This is a genomic window from Streptomyces sp. NPDC086835 (genome assembly GCF_044745705.1).
Classification (GTDB): Bacteria; Actinomycetota; Actinomycetes; order Streptomycetales; family Streptomycetaceae; genus Streptomyces.
In genome coordinates this window covers 1-18,475 of the sequence record NZ_JBIVAU010000006.1, presented here as the reverse complement: position 1 = coordinate 18,475, position 18,475 = coordinate 1, and the positions used below count along the sequence as shown (strand labels likewise).

Genomic DNA, 18,475 nt, shown 5'->3' with positions numbered 1-18,475 from the left:
CACGCGCCGCGGGCCGCGGTGACCCCGCGCCGCGCCGCGGTGCCCCGAAAACCCTGAAGGTCCAAAGACGTCGGGCGGCCACCGGAACAAGCCGGCACGCAGCAGAACACCCCCCATTCGAAGACGCAAAGCGAGGCGAGAATGAAACATCCAGTCGCACTACGACTCTCCGCGGCGCTGGCCACCGGTGCCCTCGCGGCTGCGGCCGGTGTGGCTCTGTCGACGCCCGAGGCGTCGGCAGCGACCGGCGGCGCCACCGGCTACGCCACCCAGAACGGCGGGACCACCGGCGGAGCGGGCGGCCAGACGGTGCGGGCCACCACGGGAACCGCGATCCACGCGGCCCTGTGCAACCGGGCCAGCAGCAGCACCCCGATCACCATCCAGGTCGAGGGGACCATCAACCACGGCAACACCAGCAAGGTCTCGGGGGCCAGTTGCAACACCGCCGACGGTGTGATCGAACTCAAGCAGATCAGCAATGTCACGATCGTCGGCGTCGGCGGGGGAGCCGTCTTCGACCAGGTGGGCATCCACATCCGCGAGGCCCGCAACATCATCATCCAGAACGTGACCGTCCGGAACGTCAAGAAGTCGGGCTCGCCCACGTCCAACGGCGGCGACGCCATCGGCATGGAGAGCGGCGTCCGCAACGTCTGGGTCGACCACACCACGCTGGAGGCGTCGGGCGGTGAGTCGGAGGGCTACGACGGCCTCTTCGACATGAAGGACAACACCCAGTACGTGACCCTGTCCTACAGCATTCTGCGCAACTCCGGCCGGGGCGGCCTCGTCGGCTCCAGCGAGAGTGACCTGTCGAACGGCTTCGTCACGTACCACCACAACCTGTACGAGAACATCGACTCCCGTGCGCCCCTCCTGCGTGGCGGCATCGGCCACATGTACAACAACCACTACAAGAGCCTCAACGAGTCCGGCATCAACTCCCGTGCCGGCGCCCGCGCCAAGGTGGACAACAACTACTTCGAGGACTCCAAGGACGTCCTCGGCACCTTCTACACCGACGCGGCCGGCTACTGGCAGGTCAGCGGCAACATCTTCGACAACGTGACCTGGTCCAGCCCGGGCAGCGACAACAACCCCGCCGGTCCGGACCCGAAGTCCAACACGACCGTCAGCATCCCGTACTCCTACAGCCTCGACGGAGCCGACTGCGTGCCGGGCGTCGTGAGCCGGACGGCGGGCGCGAACATGGGGCTGCGGGTGTCGGACGGCAACTGTTCGCCGCAGACGCCGGCACCGACGACCCCCGCCCCGACCCCGACGACCCCCGCGCCGGACCCCACCACGCCCGCGCCCACCCCGACCCGGCCGAGCGGGACCAACCTCAGCATCGGGGCCGGCTCCGACGGCACCGGCAAGGCCGACGGGACGAGCTACGGCAACGTGCGGGACGGTGACCTGAGCACCTACTGGTCGCCGGCCGGCCCGACCGGTTCCGTCTCGGTCAAGTGGGGCTCCGCCACCACGGTGTCGCAGATCAACATCCGGGAGGCGTCGGGCGCAGCGGGCAGCATCGGATCCTGGAGGGTCGTCAATCACGACACCGGCGCCGTGCTGGCCTCCGGCAGCGGTGCGGGCGTGATCACGTTCCCCCGGACGTCACTGCAGAAGATCACCTTCGAGATCACCGGCTCGACGGGAACGCCTCGGGTCGCGGAGTTCGAGACCTACGCCGGCTGACGGGGCGCGCTGCCGTCCGGCGGGTCCGGCTTCCCGGACCCGCCGGGCTGCCGCGTCGACGCGAAACCGCGGCCGGCGCAGGCCCGATCGTTCTGCCCCCCGCCTGCGTGTTCGCGGCGGAGGAATGATCGAGCGCTTTACGGTGGGCCGATGCGAGTTGTTCCCAGGTGGGCCCTGATCTCGTCGGGGTGTGCCCCTGTCGTCCTGGTCGGAGGCTGGACGGTCGCCGCGCTGCTGCAGGGCCCTGCCTACGATCCCACTACGCAGACGATCAGCGTTCTGGGGGCCTACGGGGCCGAGGGATTCTGGGTGATGACCGGAGCGTTCCTCGCCCTTGGCCTCTGCCACGTGTGCACCGCCTTGGGGTTGCGCCCGGCCGCGCTCGCCGGACGTGTGGCGCTGGCCGGCGGCGGAGTGGCGGCGTTCGCTGTGGTCCTGATCCCCGCGCCGAGCAGTGGGGGATCCCTGCGACACGGGTCGGTCGCCGCGGTGGGCTTCGCTCTCCTCGCGGTGTGGCCGGTGTTGGCCGCCGATCGCGGCGGAGCCGCGCCATGGGGGCTACGGCCCCTGCCGTCCCTTGTGGTGACCGCTGTGATGGGCGTCGGTGCGGGCTGGTTCCTGATCGAGATACAGCGTCACGGCGTCGCTGGGGTCGCTGAACGCCTGGTGACGTGCATTCAGTCCCTATGGCCCTTCGTGGTCGTCGCCTCCTGCCTTCTGCATCCCGACAACAGCGGCTCTTCGAAGTGACCGCGGCCGACAGTCCGGATGTGGCCGGGAACGGGCGAGCCCGGGGACCGCACCCCCGTCCGGCGTCCGCGGCCCGTCAGGCGCCCTTCTTGCCCAGGAACCGGCGCAGCTTGGTCAGCGGCCACGTGTTGATCACGTCTTCCTTCGTCAGCCAGCCACGCTGCGCCGTCGCCACCCCGTAGCGCATGTACGGCAGATGTGTGATGGCGTGTGCGTCGGAGTTCACGGCGAACTTCACGCCGTACCGCTTCGCGCGCAGGATGTCCTCGTCGCACAGGTCGAGGCGCTCGGGATGCGCATTGATCTCGAGAGCGGTGTCCGTCCGTGCGCAGGCGGTGAAGACGGCGTCGAAGTCGGCGTCGATGCCCGGGCGTTTGCCGATCCGGCGGGTCGTGGGATGGCCTATGACGGCGACGTGCGGGTTCTCGCAGGCGCGGACGAGACGGCGGGTGAGTTCCTGTCTGCTCTGGTTGAAGTGCGAGTGGACCGAGGCCACACAGATGTCGAACTCCGCGAGGAAGTCGTCCGGCCAGTCCAGGGTGCCGTCCGGACCGATGTTGAGTTCGGTGCCGTGCAGCAGCCGCATCGTGTGGTGCGTGCCGTCGAGTGCGCGGACCCGCTCACGCTGGGCGAGGATCTTCTCCTTGGTCATGCGCTGCATGTACAGGTCGGGGGCGTGGTCGGTGACGGCGTAGTACGCGTAACCGCGGGCGGCAGCGGCGGCGACCATGTCTTCCAGCGGGGCCAGTCCGTCGGTGAAGTCGGTGTGCGTGTGCAGATCACCGCGGATGTCCTTCTCCGTCAGGAGGTCCGGGAGCTCGCCGTGCAGTCCGGCGGCGATCTCACCGCGGTCCTCGCGCAGCGTCGGCGGTATCCAGGGCAGTCCGAGCCTGGCGTAGATCTCCTCCTCCGTCTCGGAGGTGATGCTTTCGCCGCTCTCGGCGTCGAAGAGCCCGTACTCGGACAGCTTGAGGCCTCGACGCACGGCGATGGCGCGCGTGCGGATGTTGTGGGCCTTGGAGCCGGTGAAGTACTGCAGCCCCGCGCCCCAGGAGGCCGGGGGAAGGACCCGTAGATCCACCTGAAGCCCTGTGGTGGTGCGCACGGAGGTCTTCTTCTTCCCGTGTGCGATGACCTCGGCCGTGTGGGGAAGGGCCGTGAGGGCGTCCATGAACGGGGCGGACCGGTGCGCCGCCACCAGGATGTCGACGTCCCCGATGGTCTCCTTCATACGGCGCAGGGACCCCGCGTACGAGCACCGGACGCAGCCGCGGATGTCCGACAGCTCGGCGACGAGCTGTTCGGCGACGTCCATGGCGGCGCTGACGAGGATCCGGCCCTCACCGGCCTTCTGGAGCACCGAGATGCCGTGCAGGAGGTTGCTCTCCGTCCGCTCTCCGAAGCCCTTCAGATCGCGCAGCCGTTCCTTGTGAATGGCGTCGAGCAGCTGGTCGACGGAGGCGACTTCGAGCTCCTCGTACAGGATCAGGGCCTTGCGGGGCCCGAGTCCCGGAATCGTGATCAGCTCGCGCACCCCGGCCGGCACGGACGCCCGGGCCTCCTCGACGACGGACATTCGGCCGGTCCGCAGGTACTCCATGATCTTGTCGGCGACGGACCTGCCGACGTTCGGGATCTCGCGCAGCCCCTTGGCGTCGAGCTTCGAGACGTCCTCCGGGTGGCCCCCGACGGCGCGGGCGGCCTTCTCGTAGGCGCGGGCCTTGAACGCCTCCCCGCCCCGGATCGCGATGAGGTCGGCGTACTCCTGGAGCAGCGCCTCGACCTGGTCGTTGGCTCGGACCATGTCTCCAGGGTGCCCCCGCTCGCCCCCGGCAGGCGCGCCGGGAGCCCGGGCGAGGGCCTGGCGTGAGGAAGCAGGGCGGAGGGCCGTCGCAGTGACGGTGATCACGGAGAGCATCCCGGGGTCGTTGCGTAGGCTGGCAGGGCTGTCGCGGCGAGGGAGTGGACGGGCCGGCCGGACCTCCCCGCTGGCCTGACGGTACGTCAAAAATGCCCTTGACCTGCAAAAACGCAGGCAGGGAGCCTACATTCGGGAGTACCTCGATGCTGCGTACCATGTTCAAGTCCAAGATCCACCGGGCCACCGTCACCCAGGCCGACCTGCACTACGTCGGGTCCGTGACCGTCGACCGCGACCTGATGGACGCCGCCGACCTGCTGCCCGGTGAGCTGGTCCACATCGTCGACATCACCAACGGCGCGCGCTTGGAGACCTACGTCATCGAGGGGCAGCGCGGCTCCGGTGTGATCGGGATCAACGGGGCGGCCGCGCATCTGGTGCACCCCGGAGACCTGGTGATCCTGATCAGCTACGCCCAGGTCGAGGACGCGGAGGCCCGCGCCCTGGTGCCCAGCGTCGTGCACGTCGACGCGGACAACCGGATCGTGGCGCTCGGCTCCGACGCCTCCGAGCCGGTGCCCGGCAGCGACACCTCGCGCAGCCCCCAGGCGGCTTCCGCGCTCTGAGCCGCGCACGCGGGCGAACTCCGCCGCCGGGGAGGAGACTGGGAGCAGAGGTGTTCCGGCCCGGCGGTGGGCACGCGTGCGGCGTGGGGCGTGCGGTGATCGCGGCATCGCCTGCGGCTTCGCAGCGCGGGACCGCGGCGCCGACCCTGTCACAAGGGGGGTTCCGGAGACGCCATGACTGTTCACAAGGTCGGTCAGGACATCAGCGTCATCAACGACTGCCTCGAAGTCCCCGGCATCGGCTACCTCGCCGTCAACGCCTTCGTGCTCCACGCGGCGGAGCCCGTCGTCGTCGACACCGGCGTCGGGCTGCCGGACCGCGACTTCCTCACCACGCTCGCCTCGGTCGTCGATCCCGAGGACGTCCGGTGGATCTGGCTGACGCATCCCGACCGTGATCACACCGGAGGGCTGTTCGCGCTGCTGGACGCCGCACCGCGCGCGCGTCTCGTCACGACCTACATCGGCGTCGGCATCATGTCGACGGAGCGCCCGCTCCCGTTGGACCGCGTCCATCTGCTCAACCCCGGCCAGAGCCTCGACGTCGGCGACCGTACGCTCAGGGCGTTCCGGCCGCCGCTGTTCGACAACCCGGCCACCACCGGGTTCTACGACGACACGTCGCGCACCTGCTTCAGCTCGGACTGCTTCGGCGCCCCGATGCCCACTGCGGAGCTGGCGACCTCCGACCATGCCGGCGACGCCACGGACGACGAGCTGCGCGACGGTCAGCTGCTCTGGGCCACCGTGGACAGTCCGTGGATCCACAACGTCGACACCGCCAAGTACCTGGCCAGCGTCCAGCCGCTGCGCGAGATGGCGCCGGAGGCGGTCCTCAGCACACATCTGCCGCCGGCCGTCGGCATCGCACCGCGGATGATCGACACCATCTCCCGGGCCCCGGGCGCCGACCCGTTCGTCGGGCCGGACCAGGCCGCGCTCGAGCAGATGCTGGCCTCGTTCGAGCCGGAGGGGACCCCGTCGGCCCCGGTCGTGCCCGGCTGAGGCCGCCCGCCGCGGTCAGCGGCGGCGTGTGACGGCGCTAGCATCGCGATCATGCTGGCGCTACTGCACACGTCCCCCGTCCACATACCCGTCTTCGACGCGCTGAGGGACGGCGACCACCCGTCCCTTGAGCTACGGCACCTCGTCCACGACGAACTGCTGACCCGAGCGATGGCCGAAGGCCCCCAGGCCGTCGCCGCCGCGGTGGACGAGGTCCTCGCGGGGGCGGTCGCCGAAGGCGCCACCGCGGTTCTGTGCACCTGCTCGACGATCGGCCAGGTCGCGGAAGCCTGCGCCCCCCGCCTCGGCGTCCCGGTGCTCCGGGTGGACCGGCCGATGGCCGCCGCCGCGGCCCGGCACCGGCGGATCGTCGTGGTCGCGGCGGTGCGCAGCACACTGGAACCGACCGCCGCCCTCATCAGGGAAGAAGCCGCCGGGCGTGACATCGACCTGAGCACGCGGCTCGTCGAAGGCGCATGGGAACGGTTCGAGGCGGGGGACCACGACGGCTACCTGGACGCCGTGGCCGGGGCCCTCGACGAGGTGCGCGGCGCGGACGTCATCGTGCTCGCCCAGGCCTCGATGGCGGACGCCGCCGGCCGCACCAGCACTCAGGTTCCCGTGCTCGCCAGCCCCGGGACGGGCTTTCGCGCGGCAGCCGCCGCGGCCGGCGCCTGACCCGGGGGACCCCGCAGCGTGACTGGATCGCGCCGGAACGGGAACGCGGTACGGGACCGCGGAACGAAACGACCCTCACAAAGATCCGCCCCGGATCCGTCCCGCGGAACGGAAGAGATCCATGACGTCCCCCGGGAGGCCGGCATGACGCATCCGAACCCCGCCCCCGCACCCCCGGTGCCCACGCCCGACCCCGGGCCGCCGCCGGACCCGGGTCCGATGCCGGGTCCTGTGCCCACCCCGAGCCCGCCGCCGGTGCCCCCGCCGGATCCGATCCCGCAGCCGCCGGGGCCCGGCCCGCAACCGGTTCCGGGCCCGGAACCGGAGCCGGGACCGGCCGGTGTCTGACAGAACCGCCCGGAGCCGCCCTCCCCGACCGGGAGGGCGGCCCCAGGCGTTTGTCAGTCGGCCGCCACCTCCGAGCGGTCGCCGCCCCAGAGGGTGTGGAACGACCCCTCCCGGTCGGTCCGCCGGTAGGTGTGCGCGCCGAAGAAGTCCCGCTGGCCCTGGGTGAGCGCGGCGGGCAGCCGCTCCGCGCGCAGCGCGTCGTAGTAGGCCAGCGCGGCGGCGAAGCCCGGCGTCGGCACGCCCTGCCGGGCGGCTGTCGCCACGACGTCCCGCCAGTCGTCCTGGGCCGCGCCGATCTCCTCGGCGAACTGCTTGTCGGCGAGCAGGCTCGGCAGGTCACGATGCTCGTCGTACGCCCCGCGGATACGGTCGAGGAACGCGGCCCTGATGATGCAGCCGGCACGCCAGATCGCGGCGACGGAGCCGGCGTCGACGTCCCAGCCGTAGGCCTCGCTCCCGGCCTGCACCTGGTGGAAGCCCTGCGTGTACGACACGATCTTGGACGCGTACAGCGCCTGCTCGACCCGGTCGGCGAAACGGCCCGCCTCCTCGGCGTCGAGGGGCCGCGGCTGAGGGCCGGGCAGCGAGCGCGACACCTCCCGCAGCTCCGCGTGACCCGACAGCGAACGCGCGAAGACGGCCTCGGCGATACCGGAGACGGGCACGCCCAGGTCGAGCGCGATCTGCACCGTCCAGCGGCCGGTGCCCTTCTGCTCCGCCTGGTCCATGACGATGTCCACGAACGGCTTGTCCGTGGCCGCGTCCGTGTGGGCCAGCACCTCCGCGGTGATCTCGATCAGATACGAGTCCAGCCGCCCGGTGTTCCAGGTGCGGAAGGTCTGCGCGATCTGCGCGGGGGAGTAGCCCGCGACCGTACGCAGCAGGTGGTACGCCTCCGCGATGAGCTGCATGTCGGCGTACTCGATGCCGTTGTGCACCATCTTCACGAAATGCCCGGCGCCGTCCGGCCCGACGTGCGTGACGCACGGGGAGCCGTCGGGGGCCTTCGCCGCGATCCTCTCCAGCAGCGGGCCGAGCGAGGCGTACGACTCGGCCGAACCGCCCGGCATGATGCTCGGACCGTGCAGGGCGCCCTCCTCGCCGCCGGAGATCCCCACGCCCACGAAGTGGATGCCGCGCTCCCGCAACTCCTTCTCGCGGCGCCTGGTGTCGGCGAAGTGGGCATTGCCGCCGTCGATGATGACGTCCCCCTCCTCCAGCAGCGGTGCGAACTCCTCGATCACCGCGTCCGTGGCGTCACCGGCCTTGACCATGATGACCAGACGACGCGGCCTCTCCAGTGCGGCGACGAACTCCTCCGGCGACTCGGCGGCGACGAACGTCCCCTCGCCCCCGAACTCCTCCACCAGTGCGCGCGTCCTGGCGGCCGTACGGTTGTGCACGGCCACCGTGAAGCCGTTGCGGGCGAAGTTGCGGGCCAGATTGCGGCCCATCACCGCGAGACCAGTGACGCCGATCTGAGCTGTTCCACTCATGCGTGTGCTCCTGGAAGTCCGTAGGAATATGCCGCCCCTACGCATACGCAGGGACAGGGCAGGCCATTCATCGATCCTCGAGCCGTGCGGAGGCATCCGCACGCGGTCATTGTCGGCCCGCGGGCGCCGTTCGGGCACCGCGGCGCCCCAAGCGGGCGGCGCCCGGCTCCGCTCCGGACCGCCATGCGCGCCTGACCAGGTATGACGCGTTTCGGCAAACGGGCACGAACGGGCACAGGGTGCGCCGTGGAGACGCTGGTCGAGCGGCCTCGATTGCTTGTACAAACGACACACGGGCCCGGACGGACGCCGCGCCCGTACAAGCAGCAGAGCATCAGCACCGCATGAGCAGGGATGTGTGCCGTGGACACCGAGGAACGCCGACGGGGAATTCTCGACACGGCCCGGCGTGACGGGTCGGTCGACGTCAACCGGCTGGCCGACCGGTTCCGGGTGGCCAAGGAGACCATCCGCCGCGACCTCCACACCCTGGAGGAGCACGGACTCGTGCGGCGCACCCACGGCGGGGCCTATCCCGTCGAGAGCGCCGGCTTCGAGACGACGCTCGCGACCCGCACCACCCGCCATGTGCCGCAGAAGTCGCGGATCGCGGCCGCCGCGGCCGATCTGCTCGGCGATGCCGAGACCGTCTTCGTCGACGAGGGCTACACCCCGCAGCTCGTCGCCGAGGCGCTGCCCCGCGACCGGCCGTTGACGGTGGTCACCGCGTCCCTCGCCGTGGCGACCGTCCTCGCGGAGGCCGAGCAGACCGCGGTGCTGCTCCTCGGCGGGCGGGTACGCGGCGGGACCCTGGCCACGGTCGACCACTGGGCCACCAGGATGCTCGCCGGCTTCGTCATCGACCTGGCGTACGTCGGCGCGAACGGCATCTCGCGCGAATACGGCCTGACCACCCCCGACCCGGCCGTGAGCGAGGTCAAGGCGCAGGCCATGCGCAGCGCACGCCGCCGGATCTTCACCGGCGTGCACACCAAGTTCGGCGCCGTCAGCTTCTGCCGCTTCGCCGAGGTCGGTGATTTCGAGGCCGTCGTCACCGACGCCGGACTCCCGTCCGCCGAGGCGCAGCGCTACTCGCTGATGGGGCCGCAGGTCATCCGCGTCTGACCCGTCTTTCCACCGGGATCCGCACCGGGACGCGGGTCCATCTCCACATCCGCTTCCGTCGCCGCCGCACCGGGCCACGGGCAGGTCCGGCATGCCACGGCACGACGGAACCAGAGCCGCTACCAGGGATCAGGAGAACAGATGCCCCACCAACGACGACGACATGGGCTCCGTGTGCGTGCGGGCGCGGGCGCGGCGGCCATGGCCCTCCTCGCCGGATGCGCCGGCGCGGGCGGCACCTCCTTCGGGGGCGGCGACGCGCTCAACGTGCTCATGGTCAACAACCCGCAGATGGTCGAACTGCAGAAGCTGACCGCCCGGCACTTCACGAAGGAGACCGGCATCAAGGTCAACTTCACGGTCCTGCCGGAGAACGATGTCAGGGACAAGATCAGCCAGGACTTCTCCAACCAGGCCGGCCAGTACGACATCGCGACCATCAGCAACTTCGAGGTCCCGTTCTTCGCCGAGAACGGCTGGCTCCACCCGCTCGACGAGTACACCCGCGCCGACACCGCCTTCGACCAGGACGACATCCTGGAACCGGTCGCCCAGTCGCTCACCTACGACGGCACGCTCTACGCGGAACCCTTCTACGGCGAGTCCTCCTTCCTCATGTACCGCAAGGACGTCTTCGCCGCGAAGGGTCTGGCGATGCCGGCGCGCCCCACCTGGCAGCAGGTCGCCGGCCTCGCCGCGAAGACCGACGGCGCGCAGAAGGGCATGAAGGGCATCTGCCTGCGCGGACTGCCCGGCTGGGGCGAGGTCGTCGCCCCGCTCACCACCGTCGTCAACACCATGGGCGGGACCTGGTTCACCAAGGACTGGCAGGCCCGGCTGGACTCGCCCGAGTTCAAGAAGGCCACCCAGTTCTACGTCGACCTCGTGCGCAAGCACGGGCAGTCCGGCGCCGCCCAGTCCGGCTACGCCGAGTGCCTCAACAACATGACCCAGGGCAAGACCGCCATGTGGTACGACGCCACGGCGGGCGCCGGATCGCTCGAGGCCTCCGGATCACCGGTGAAGGGCAGGATCGGCTACGTACCGGCGCCGGTGGAGAAGACCGAAAGCTCCGGCTGGCTCTACACCTGGGCGTGGGGCATGCAGAAGGCCTCCAAGAAACCGGACAAGGCATGGGAGTTCATCTCCTGGGCCTCCGGCAAGGAGTACGAGGCCCTGGTCGGCGCCACGAGCGGCTGGGCGAACGTTCCCGCCGGGAAACGGGCGTCCACCTACGACCACCCTCAGTACCTGAAGGCGGCCGCGGCGTTCGCCGAAGTGACCAAGGACGCCATCGCCGGCGCCGACCCGCGCAGCCCCGGCACCCAGCCACGCCCCACCACGGGCATCCAGTTCGTCGGCATCCCCGAGTTCACCGACCTCGGGACGAAGGTCTCCCAGGAGATCAGCGCGGCCATAGCCGGCCGCCAGTCCGTCGCGCAGGCCCTCAAGGCCTCGCAGTCACTGGCCGAGAAGGTCGCCAAGGAGTACCGGTGAGTACATCCCTCAGCACACCGCCGAACCCACCCGCGCACACCGTGACCCCCACCGAACCGTCGCCGTACGTACCTCGCAAGGCCGCCCGCAGCGGCCGTATGCGGGCCTGGGCGACCCGCGCACCGCTGCTGCCCGCGCTGGTCTTTCTCGTCGCCGTCACCCAACTGCCCTTCGTGGCAACGCTGGTGATCTCCCTTTTCGACTGGAACTCCCTCGATCCCGAGGAACGCGCCTTCAGCGGCCTGTCGAACTACGCCTCCGTGTTCACCGACCCCGCCCTGCGTGAATCGGTCCTCACGACCGTGCTGCTCACCGCGACCGTCGTCGTCGCCAGTGTCGTCCTCGGGCTGGTGCTCGCCCTGCTCCTCGACCGTGCCTTCCTCGGCCGGGGCCTGGTACGCACCCTGCTCATCACCCCGTTCCTACTGGTCCCCGTCTCGGCCGCGCTGCTGTGGAAACACGCGCTCTACAACCCCGAGTACGGGTTGCTCAACGGCGCCCTCAGCTGGGCCGCCGGGCTGTTCGGCATCGAATCGCCCGCCCAGCCCGACTGGATCTCCGAGATGCCGCTCCTCGCAGTCGAGGCGGCCCTCGTGTGGCAGTGGACGCCGTTCATGATGCTGATCCTCCTGGCCGGACTGCAGAGCAGGCCCGCCGAGATGATGGAGGCCGCCCGGCTGGACGGAGCGGGGAACTGGCAGATGTTCCGCTACCTGACCCTGCCGCACCTGCGCCGCTACCTCGAACTGGGCATCCTGCTCGGCTCGGTGTACATCGTGCAGAACTTCGACGCCGTCTTCACGATCACCTCGGGCGGCCTCGGCACCGCCAACCTCCCGTACACCGTCTACCAGACCTTCTACCAGGCCCACGAGTACGGACTGGCGTCCGCCGCGGGAGTCGTCGTCGTGATCGGCACCATCATCGTCGCGACCTTCGCACTCCGGGTGGTCTCGTCCCTCTTCCGTGAGGAGGCGACCCGCGCATGACCACTGCCACCCACCCGCCGCGGCACCAACTGCCGCCCGCCGCCCGCAAAGCACGGCACCGCTCCGCCGCACTCGGCCTGCTGGCCTGGGCAGCGGGAATCAGTTTCTGCGCTCCCGCCCTGTGGATGCTGCTCACCTCCTTCCACTCGGAGGCCGACGCCGCCACCAACCCGCCCTCCCTCGCCGCCTCCCTCACCCTCGACGGCTACCGCGAGTTCTTCGGCGGCGGAGGCGGCCCCACCCCGTGGCCGCCGCTGATCAACTCGCTGTCCGCGTCCGTCTTCTCGACGGTCCTCGTCCTGGTGCTCGCCCTGCCCGCGGCGTACGCGCTCTCCATCCGCCGGGTGCGCAAGTGGACGGACGTGATGTTCTTCTTCCTGTCCACGAAGATGCTGCCCGTCGTCGCCGGCCTGCTCCCCGTCTACCTGTTCGCGAAGAACACCGGGATGCTGGACAACGTCTGGCTCCTCGTCGTCCTCTACACCTCGATGAACCTGCCGATCGCGGTGTGGATGATGCAGTCCTTCCTCTCGGACGTCCCCGTCTCCATCATCGAGGCCGCCCAGGTCGACGGTGCCGGGCTGCCCACCGTGCTCGCCAGGGTCGTCGCCCCCGTCGCCGGGCCCGGCATCGCGGCCACCGCACTCATCTGCTTCATCTTCAGCTGGAACGAGCTGCTGTTCGCACGGGTGCTCACCGGCGTCGTCGCCCAGACCGCGCCCGTGTACCTGACCGGATTCGTCACCAGCCAGGGACTCTTCCTCGCCCAGCTGTGCGCCGCTTCCGTCGTCGTGTCCCTGCCGGTGCTCGCCGCCGGCTACGCCGCCCAGGACAAACTCGTCCAGGGCCTCTCCCTTGGAGCCGTCAAATGAGGGCAGCGATCGTCGAAGCCCCCGGCAAGGTCGTCGTCACGACCGTCCCCGACCCGGCCCCCGGACCGCGCGACGTCGTCGTCTCCGTGGCGTCCTGCGGACTGTGCGGCACCGACCTGCACATCCTCCAGGGCGAGTTCGCGCCCACCCTGCCGATCGTGCCCGGCCACGAATTCGCCGGCGAGGTCGTCGGCACCGGCAAGGACGTCACCGAACTCGCCGTCGGCGACCTCGTCGCCGTCGACCCCTCCCTGCACTGCCACGAATGCCGCTACTGCCGCAGCGGCCGCGGCAACCTCTGCGACCGCTGGGCCGCCATCGGCGTCACCGTCCCCGGCGGCGCCGCCCAGTACGCCGTCGCCCCCGCCGCCAACTGCGTCAAACTGCCCGGCCACATCGACGTCAAGGACGCCGCCCTCATCGAACCGCTGTCCTGCGCCGTACGCGGCTACGACGTACTCAGCGGCACCCTCGGCGCGGACGTGCTCGTCTACGGCTCCGGCACCATGGGCCTGATGATGCTCGAGCTGGCCAAACGCACCGGCGCGGCTTCCGTCGACGTCCTCGACGTCAACCCCGACCGGCTCGCCACCGCCGGGCTCCTCGGCTGTTCCCGCACCGCCGCCTCCGCCGACGAACTCGACCGGCCCCGCGGCTGGGACGTCGTCATCGACGCCACCGGCAACGCCAAGGCCATCCAGGACGGCCTCGGACGTGTCGCCAAGGGCGGCACCTTCCTCCAGTTCGGGGTGGCCGACTACGCGACGACCGCGGTCATCGAGCCCTACCGCATCTACAACCAGGAGATCACCATCACCGGCTCCATGGCCGTCCTGCACAGCTACGAGCGGGCCGCGGCACTCTTCGCCACCGGCGTCCTCGACCCGTCGGTCTTCATCAGCGACCGGCTGCCGCTCGAGGAATACCCGCAGGCCATCGAGCGGTTCAGCGCCGGCCAGGGCCGCAAGATCGTGGTCGAGCCGTGAGCCGGGACGGAGTGCTGGTCCTGGGGGAGGCGCTGATCGACCTCGTACCCGAGCCGGGGGACCCCGGGCTCCTGCGCGCCCAGCCCGGCGGCGCGCCCGCAAACGTCGCCGTCGGCCTGGCCCGGCTCGGCACACCGGCCTCCTTCGCCGGGATCCTCGGCGGCGACGCCTTCGCCCGGAGCATCGAACACCGGCTCACCCGTGCGGGCGTCGACCTCTCCCTGTGCGGGCGCTCGCCGCTGCCGACCACGCTCGCCGTTGCCGACCCCGGACCGGAGGGCACCGCGTACCACTTCCACACCGACCGTACGGCCACCTTCCAGCTGCCCGACCGAACGGCCGACGTGCCACGCTACGGCGCCGTGTACGTCGGCGGGCTCGCGGCCGTCGTCGAACCGGCGGCCTCCACCGTCGCGGCGACGGCACGCGCCGCGGCCCGCGACAGCCTGCTCGCCGTCGACCCCAACGTGCGCGAGGACCGCACCCTCGAGAACGGCCCCGGCCTCGGCACGCTGCGCGAACTGTGCGCGGCCGCCCACGTCGTCAAGGCCAGCGACGAGGACCTCGCCCGGCTGTGGCCCGGCCGGGAACCCGACGCGAGCTGTCGTGAACTCGCACACGGCGGCAGGCTCGTGGTCATGACCCGCGGCGCGCGGGGCAGCACCGCGTACACGGCGGCCGGCGCCGTGGTCGCCGTCCCCGCCGTACCCGTCGACGTCGTGAACACCATCGGCGCGGGGGACGCGTTCATGGCAGCCATGCTCGCGTGGCTCGCCGCCGGGGCGTGGCGGCGCGACCTCCCCGCCGACCGGGCCGAGGCGATGCTCGGCCACGCCTCCGAGGTCGCGGCGTCGGTCTGCGCGCAGGCCGGCACGGAGCCGGCGGTGCCGGTGCCGGTGCCGCGCTGAGCGCGCCTGCGCCGGTCGGTGGGCGCGCCTTGACCGGCCGATGCCGCTGCCGCACGACGCGCCTCCACCGGCCGGTGTCACAGCCGGCCGGTGGGGGCGCGCCCCTGTCCGTGGAGCAGCGCTGCCGTCGGGGTTGTGAACTGCTGTGGTGTGACTTCGTATGAGTGAGTTCTGGCGTGTGTGGGTGAGTCGTTGTGGGCTGCTGTGCGCGGCGGCCGGTGTGGTGGACGGGGGTTCGTCTGTCGAATGGGTGACCTTGGGGGTGGTGGGTCGTTGGGGGTGGTGGCGGGTGCGCGTGGTCCGGAGGGGGTGATCGCTGTGGGAGGTGGCGGCGCCGTTCGTAGTGACCGGCCCTTCGGGTGTCGCCGTGCGCGACCGGCTGCGGGACCTCTCGTCCGAGGACGAGCAGGTGCTGCGTCTGGTGGGTGCGCACCTGGGCTCGCTGGCCTCGCGTGATCTCAAAGCGCGTTGCATGGCCGGGTTGGGGCACTCCGCCGAGTCGTGGGCGGCGCGCAAGCGGGGCCCGACGGCTGAGTCGTCGTCGCGGTGGGCGGGGTCGATCACGAAAGCCACGCACGACCAGTGGGCGCTCGCCCGGCGCGGGCAGGCCGCGCACATCCACAACCTCGCAGCCGGTGTCGCGGCGATCCGGCACCGGCTGTCGCTGCCGGTCGGAGCGAAGGGCACGAAGCGGGCCCCGGGCGGCTACCGCTCCCGGCAGGAGTGGCACTCCAAAACCCGCCACCTGCGGGTGCTGGAGGACCGGCTCGGAAAGGTGCGGGCCGACCGGGAAGCGGGCCGGGTGCGCGTGGTGCGGGGCGGCAGACGCCTGGCCCGTACCCGTCACCATCTTGCCGAGGCGGGGCTGACCGCAGCCGAGTGGCGCCGGCGGTGGGAGGCGGGGCGCTGGTTCCTCCAGGCGGACGGCGAGTCGGGGAAGAGGTTCGGCAACGAGACGATCCGCATCACGCCCGACGGCGAGGTGTCGATCAAGCTCCCGGTACCGCTGGTGTCTCTGGCGAACGCTGCGCACGGGCGGTACGTCCTCGCCGGGCGGGTGCGGTTCTCGCACCGGGGTGCCGAGTGGGCGGACCAGGTGGCGGCGAACCGGGCCGTGGCCTACCGCATCCACAACGACACCGGACGCGGACGCTGGTATCTCACCGCGTCCTGGCAGATCCCGCCGTCGAGAACGGTCCCGCTCCAAGCCGCCCTCACTGACGGTGTGATCGGGGTGGACACCAACGCCGACCACCTCGCCGCCTGGCGCCTGGACGCCCACGGCAAACCGTGCGGTGAACCCCGCCGCTTCCCCTACACCCTCACCGGACCGGCCGGCCATCGGGACGCGCAGGTACGCCACGCCCTCACCCGCCTCCTGCACTGGGCCACATCCTGCGGCGTGACGGCGATCGCGATCGAGGACCTCGACTTCCAGACCGAGAAAACCAGGGAGAAGCACGGCCGCAGGCGATGGTTCCGGCAGCTCATCTCCGGCATGCCCACCGGCAAACTCCGTGCCCGGCTCACCTCCATGGCCGACGCCGCCGGCATCACGATCATCGCCGTCGACCCCGCCTACACCAGCAAATGGGGCGCCCAGCACTGGCAGAAGCCCCTCACCAGCACCACCCGTAAGACCAGCCGGCACGATGCGGCGAGCATCGCGATCGGCAGGCGCGCCCAGGGACACCCGATCCGGCGACGGACGACACCGCCCCGCACCCACCAGAGCGATGGATGCGGGCATCGGACCGTCCAGGCCGACTCGGGCGCCCTGGGGCGTGAGGGACCCCGCCCCTGCATCCCCGGACCACGCACCAGATGCGTGCCGCCGGACGCGGCGAGAACGCGGGCGACCAGGCCACCCAACACCGTTCGGGGTGTCCGCAGTGACCAGGAATGGGTCCAAGACTCACTCCTACGCACTGATCAGGAACGGTATGTTGCGTCCAGGAAAGGAGCACCATGGCGGACGGCAAGAGACGGACAGTGCGCGACCTGCGGCGCGGCAACCGCGCGCTGGTCCTCCAGCGGCTGTACTTCGACGGCCCGCTGAGCCGCCAGGAACTCGGACCGGCCACCGGACTCAGCTCGGGCTCCATCAGCAACGTCGTCTCCGAACTCGTCACAGAGGGTCTCCTCGAAGAAGCCGGCATCGTCGACTCCGACGGCGGCAGGCCACGGACCCTGCTGCGTGTCGCCCCCGGCAGCGGACTGCTGATCGGCATCGACATCGGTGAGACCCGCGTACGGGCCGAACTCTTCGACCTCTCCTTCACCGAGCTGGCACGTACCGAACGGCCGCTCGCCCAGCACGGCTACGACGTCGACCGCATCGTCTCCCACGTACGCACCGCCGTCGCCGACGTCCTGCGCGACGCGGGCGCGGATCCCGGTCTGCTGCTCGGTATCGGCATCGGCGTGCCCGGCATCGTCGAGCACTCCGCCGACGGGGCCGTCGTGCACGGGCAGACCATCGGCTGGAACGCCGTCCCCTTCGAGCAGTTGCTGCGCAAAGCCGTCGACATCCCGTCCGGGGCGCCGCTGTTCATCGACAACGGCGCGAAGACCCTCGGGCAGGCGGAGATGTGGTTCGGCGGCGGCCGGGGAGCGGCCTCCGCCGCGGTCGCCCTCATCGGCTCCGGAGTCGGCGCGTGCGTCGTGCACGCCGCGACACCCGACGAGAGCGCCCGCACCGACGCCCTCGAATGGGGCCACACCGTGGTCCACATCCGTGGGCGGCGCTGCCGGTGCGGATCCCTCGGCTGCCTCGAGGCGTACGCCGGCGCGGAGGCACTCCGCGAACGCCGGCGGGAGGCCGGCGGGGCGCCGGCGGCGGGCGACACGGGCGACACGGCCGACACGGACGACGAGACCGCGCTGGCCGCGCTGCTCGCCGCGGCGTACCCCCTTGACGGGCCGGCCGACGCTGCGGCCGTGGCCCTCCTCGACGAGACGGCCGAGTACCTGGGCGCCGCGGTCGCCGACCTCATCAACCTCTTCCGGCCCGAACGCATCCTGCTCGGCGGCTGGGCCGGACTCCAGCTCGGCCCGCACCTCCTGCCCCTAGTGCGGCGCTACGCGGCCGAGTACGCCCTCGAACACGCGGCCGCCCGCACGACGATCGAACTGGGCCGACTGGGCGCGGACGCGGTCACGGTGGGCGCGGCGACGCTGACGCTCTCCGACTTCCTCAACCGCGGGGGGACGCGCCCGGCCCGGGTCACGTAGCCGCGTCTCGGTGGGGTTGCGCCCTTGCGGGCGCGGCCCGGTCTCGGCGTACGTCGCTTCTGCGGACGGGGCCCGGCACGGGGCGGTGCGCCTCGCGGGGCGGTCCGGCACGGGGTGGTGCGCTCCTGCGGGCGGGGCCTGGCACGGGGTGTGCGCCACGCGGCGCGTGGCCGGTGCGGTTGCGTGTCGCCCTTGGCGGGCGAGGCCAGGCACGTGGTGGTGTGACACGCGGCCCGGCCCGGGCCTGGTCCTGGTGCGTGTCGCCCCTGCGGGGCGGGGCCGCCGGCTTGCGGGTGGTGCGGGGGGCGGGGCCTCCGGAGGGGGGTGTCCGGAATGGCTGTCCTCACCGCGCTTCGCGCGAGTTGCGACGCTTTACTTCCGGACACCCCCCTCCTC

The 18,475-nt window shown here is 71.3% G+C and carries 15 protein-coding genes; 13 read left to right on the top strand and 2 right to left on the bottom strand.

Annotation, left to right across the window (positions count from 1 at the left end; translation table 11 throughout):
- The first annotated feature begins 141 nt into the window (after positions 1-141).
- The gene (locus ACIPJI_RS20120; protein WP_402247747.1) at positions 142-1,704 is read left to right on the top strand and encodes a polysaccharide lyase family 1 protein; all 1,563 of its coding nucleotides are present in this window, start codon (positions 142-144) and stop codon (positions 1,702-1,704) included.
- A gap of 150 nt (positions 1,705-1,854) precedes the next feature.
- Positions 1,855-2,454 (top strand): DUF998 domain-containing protein, encoded by a 600-nt coding sequence (locus ACIPJI_RS20115; RefSeq protein ID WP_402247745.1) that lies wholly within the window; start codon positions 1,855-1,857, stop codon positions 2,452-2,454.
- 76 nt (positions 2,455-2,530) lie between these two features.
- On the opposite strand, the gene polX is transcribed toward ACIPJI_RS20115, so the two are convergent.
- Complete coding sequence (gene polX / locus ACIPJI_RS20110; protein WP_402247743.1) at positions 2,531-4,258, bottom strand: DNA polymerase/3'-5' exonuclease PolX; 1,728 nt, start codon at positions 4,256-4,258, stop codon at positions 2,531-2,533.
- Between the two features lie 260 nt (positions 4,259-4,518).
- On the opposite strand from polX, the gene panD reads away from it, so the two are divergent.
- From panD to ACIPJI_RS20095, 3 genes are all read left to right on the top strand, one after another.
- Positions 4,519-4,941 (top strand): aspartate 1-decarboxylase, encoded by a 423-nt coding sequence (gene panD / locus ACIPJI_RS20105; protein WP_402247741.1) that lies wholly within the window; start codon positions 4,519-4,521, stop codon positions 4,939-4,941.
- A 174-nt stretch (positions 4,942-5,115) separates the two neighbouring features.
- Positions 5,116-5,946 carry an MBL fold metallo-hydrolase gene (locus ACIPJI_RS20100; protein WP_356622522.1) on the top strand — a complete coding sequence of 277 codons (831 nt, stop codon included), beginning with the start codon at positions 5,116-5,118 and terminating at the stop codon, positions 5,944-5,946.
- A 51-nt stretch (positions 5,947-5,997) separates the two neighbouring features.
- A complete protein-coding gene (locus ACIPJI_RS20095; protein WP_356622521.1) occupies positions 5,998-6,624 on the top strand; it encodes an aspartate/glutamate racemase family protein in 627 nt (208 codons plus the stop codon).
- A gap of 401 nt (positions 6,625-7,025) precedes the next feature.
- Here the strand turns inward: ACIPJI_RS20095 and gndA are convergent, their stop codons facing one another.
- Positions 7,026-8,468, bottom strand: coding sequence for an NADP-dependent phosphogluconate dehydrogenase (gene gndA / locus ACIPJI_RS20090; protein ID WP_402247739.1), 1,443 nt, complete (start codon positions 8,466-8,468; stop codon positions 7,026-7,028).
- Positions 8,469-8,831: 363 nt separating this feature from the next.
- Between gndA and ACIPJI_RS20085 the strand changes: the two genes are divergently transcribed.
- The 8 genes from ACIPJI_RS20085 to ACIPJI_RS20050 all read left to right on the top strand — a co-directional run bounded on the left by ACIPJI_RS20085 (position 8,832) and on the right by ACIPJI_RS20050 (position 18,079).
- The gene (locus ACIPJI_RS20085) at positions 8,832-9,593 is read left to right on the top strand and encodes a DeoR/GlpR family DNA-binding transcription regulator (protein ID WP_307709743.1); all 762 of its coding nucleotides are present in this window, start codon (positions 8,832-8,834) and stop codon (positions 9,591-9,593) included.
- Positions 9,594-9,734: 141 nt separating this feature from the next.
- Positions 9,735-11,090: an ABC transporter substrate-binding protein gene (locus ACIPJI_RS20080; RefSeq protein WP_402247737.1), complete on the top strand. Its 1,356-nt coding sequence runs from the start codon at positions 9,735-9,737 to the stop codon at positions 11,088-11,090.
- A complete protein-coding gene (locus ACIPJI_RS20075; protein WP_402247735.1) occupies positions 11,087-12,079 on the top strand; it encodes a carbohydrate ABC transporter permease in 993 nt (330 codons plus the stop codon). Before ACIPJI_RS20080 ends, ACIPJI_RS20075 begins: the two co-directional genes overlap by 4 nt.
- Positions 12,076-12,951 carry a carbohydrate ABC transporter permease gene (locus ACIPJI_RS20070; RefSeq protein ID WP_402247732.1) on the top strand — a complete coding sequence of 292 codons (876 nt, stop codon included), beginning with the start codon at positions 12,076-12,078 and terminating at the stop codon, positions 12,949-12,951. Before ACIPJI_RS20075 ends, ACIPJI_RS20070 begins: the two co-directional genes overlap by 4 nt.
- Complete coding sequence (locus ACIPJI_RS20065) at positions 12,948-13,937, top strand: zinc-dependent alcohol dehydrogenase family protein (protein ID WP_402247730.1); 990 nt, start codon at positions 12,948-12,950, stop codon at positions 13,935-13,937. Before ACIPJI_RS20070 ends, ACIPJI_RS20065 begins: the two co-directional genes overlap by 4 nt.
- Entirely contained in the window at positions 13,934-14,845 is a 912-nt protein-coding gene (locus tag ACIPJI_RS20060; RefSeq protein ID WP_402247728.1) for a PfkB family carbohydrate kinase, read from the top strand. Before ACIPJI_RS20065 ends, ACIPJI_RS20060 begins: the two co-directional genes overlap by 4 nt.
- A gap of 343 nt (positions 14,846-15,188) precedes the next feature.
- Entirely contained in the window at positions 15,189-16,904 is a 1,716-nt protein-coding gene (locus tag ACIPJI_RS20055; protein WP_402247726.1) for an IS200/IS605 family accessory protein TnpB-related protein, read from the top strand.
- Entirely contained in the window at positions 16,814-18,079 is a 1,266-nt protein-coding gene (locus ACIPJI_RS20050) for an ROK family protein (RefSeq protein WP_402247725.1), read from the top strand. The genes ACIPJI_RS20055 and ACIPJI_RS20050 overlap by 91 nt, the downstream gene beginning before the upstream one ends.
- The last annotated feature ends 396 nt before the right edge of the window (positions 18,080-18,475 follow it).

Coding starts and splice junctions, on each gene's coding strand:
- ACIPJI_RS20120 (WP_402247747.1), top strand. CDS start 142: ATGAAACATCCAGTCGCACTACGACTCTCCGCGGCGCTGGCCACCGGT.
- ACIPJI_RS20115 (WP_402247745.1), top strand. CDS start 1,855: ATGCGAGTTGTTCCCAGGTGGGCCCTGATCTCGTCGGGGTGTGCCCCT.
- polX (WP_402247743.1), bottom strand. CDS start 4,258: ATGGTCCGAGCCAACGACCAGGTCGAGGCGCTGCTCCAGGAGTACGCC.
- panD (WP_402247741.1), top strand. CDS start 4,519: ATGCTGCGTACCATGTTCAAGTCCAAGATCCACCGGGCCACCGTCACC.
- ACIPJI_RS20100 (WP_356622522.1), top strand. CDS start 5,116: ATGACTGTTCACAAGGTCGGTCAGGACATCAGCGTCATCAACGACTGC.
- ACIPJI_RS20095 (WP_356622521.1), top strand. CDS start 5,998: ATGCTGGCGCTACTGCACACGTCCCCCGTCCACATACCCGTCTTCGAC.
- gndA (WP_402247739.1), bottom strand. CDS start 8,468: ATGAGTGGAACAGCTCAGATCGGCGTCACTGGTCTCGCGGTGATGGGC.
- ACIPJI_RS20080 (WP_402247737.1), top strand. CDS start 9,735: ATGCCCCACCAACGACGACGACATGGGCTCCGTGTGCGTGCGGGCGCG.
- ACIPJI_RS20070 (WP_402247732.1), top strand. CDS start 12,076: ATGACCACTGCCACCCACCCGCCGCGGCACCAACTGCCGCCCGCCGCC.
- ACIPJI_RS20065 (WP_402247730.1), top strand. CDS start 12,948: ATGAGGGCAGCGATCGTCGAAGCCCCCGGCAAGGTCGTCGTCACGACC.
- ACIPJI_RS20050 (WP_402247725.1), top strand. CDS start 16,814: ATGGCGGACGGCAAGAGACGGACAGTGCGCGACCTGCGGCGCGGCAAC.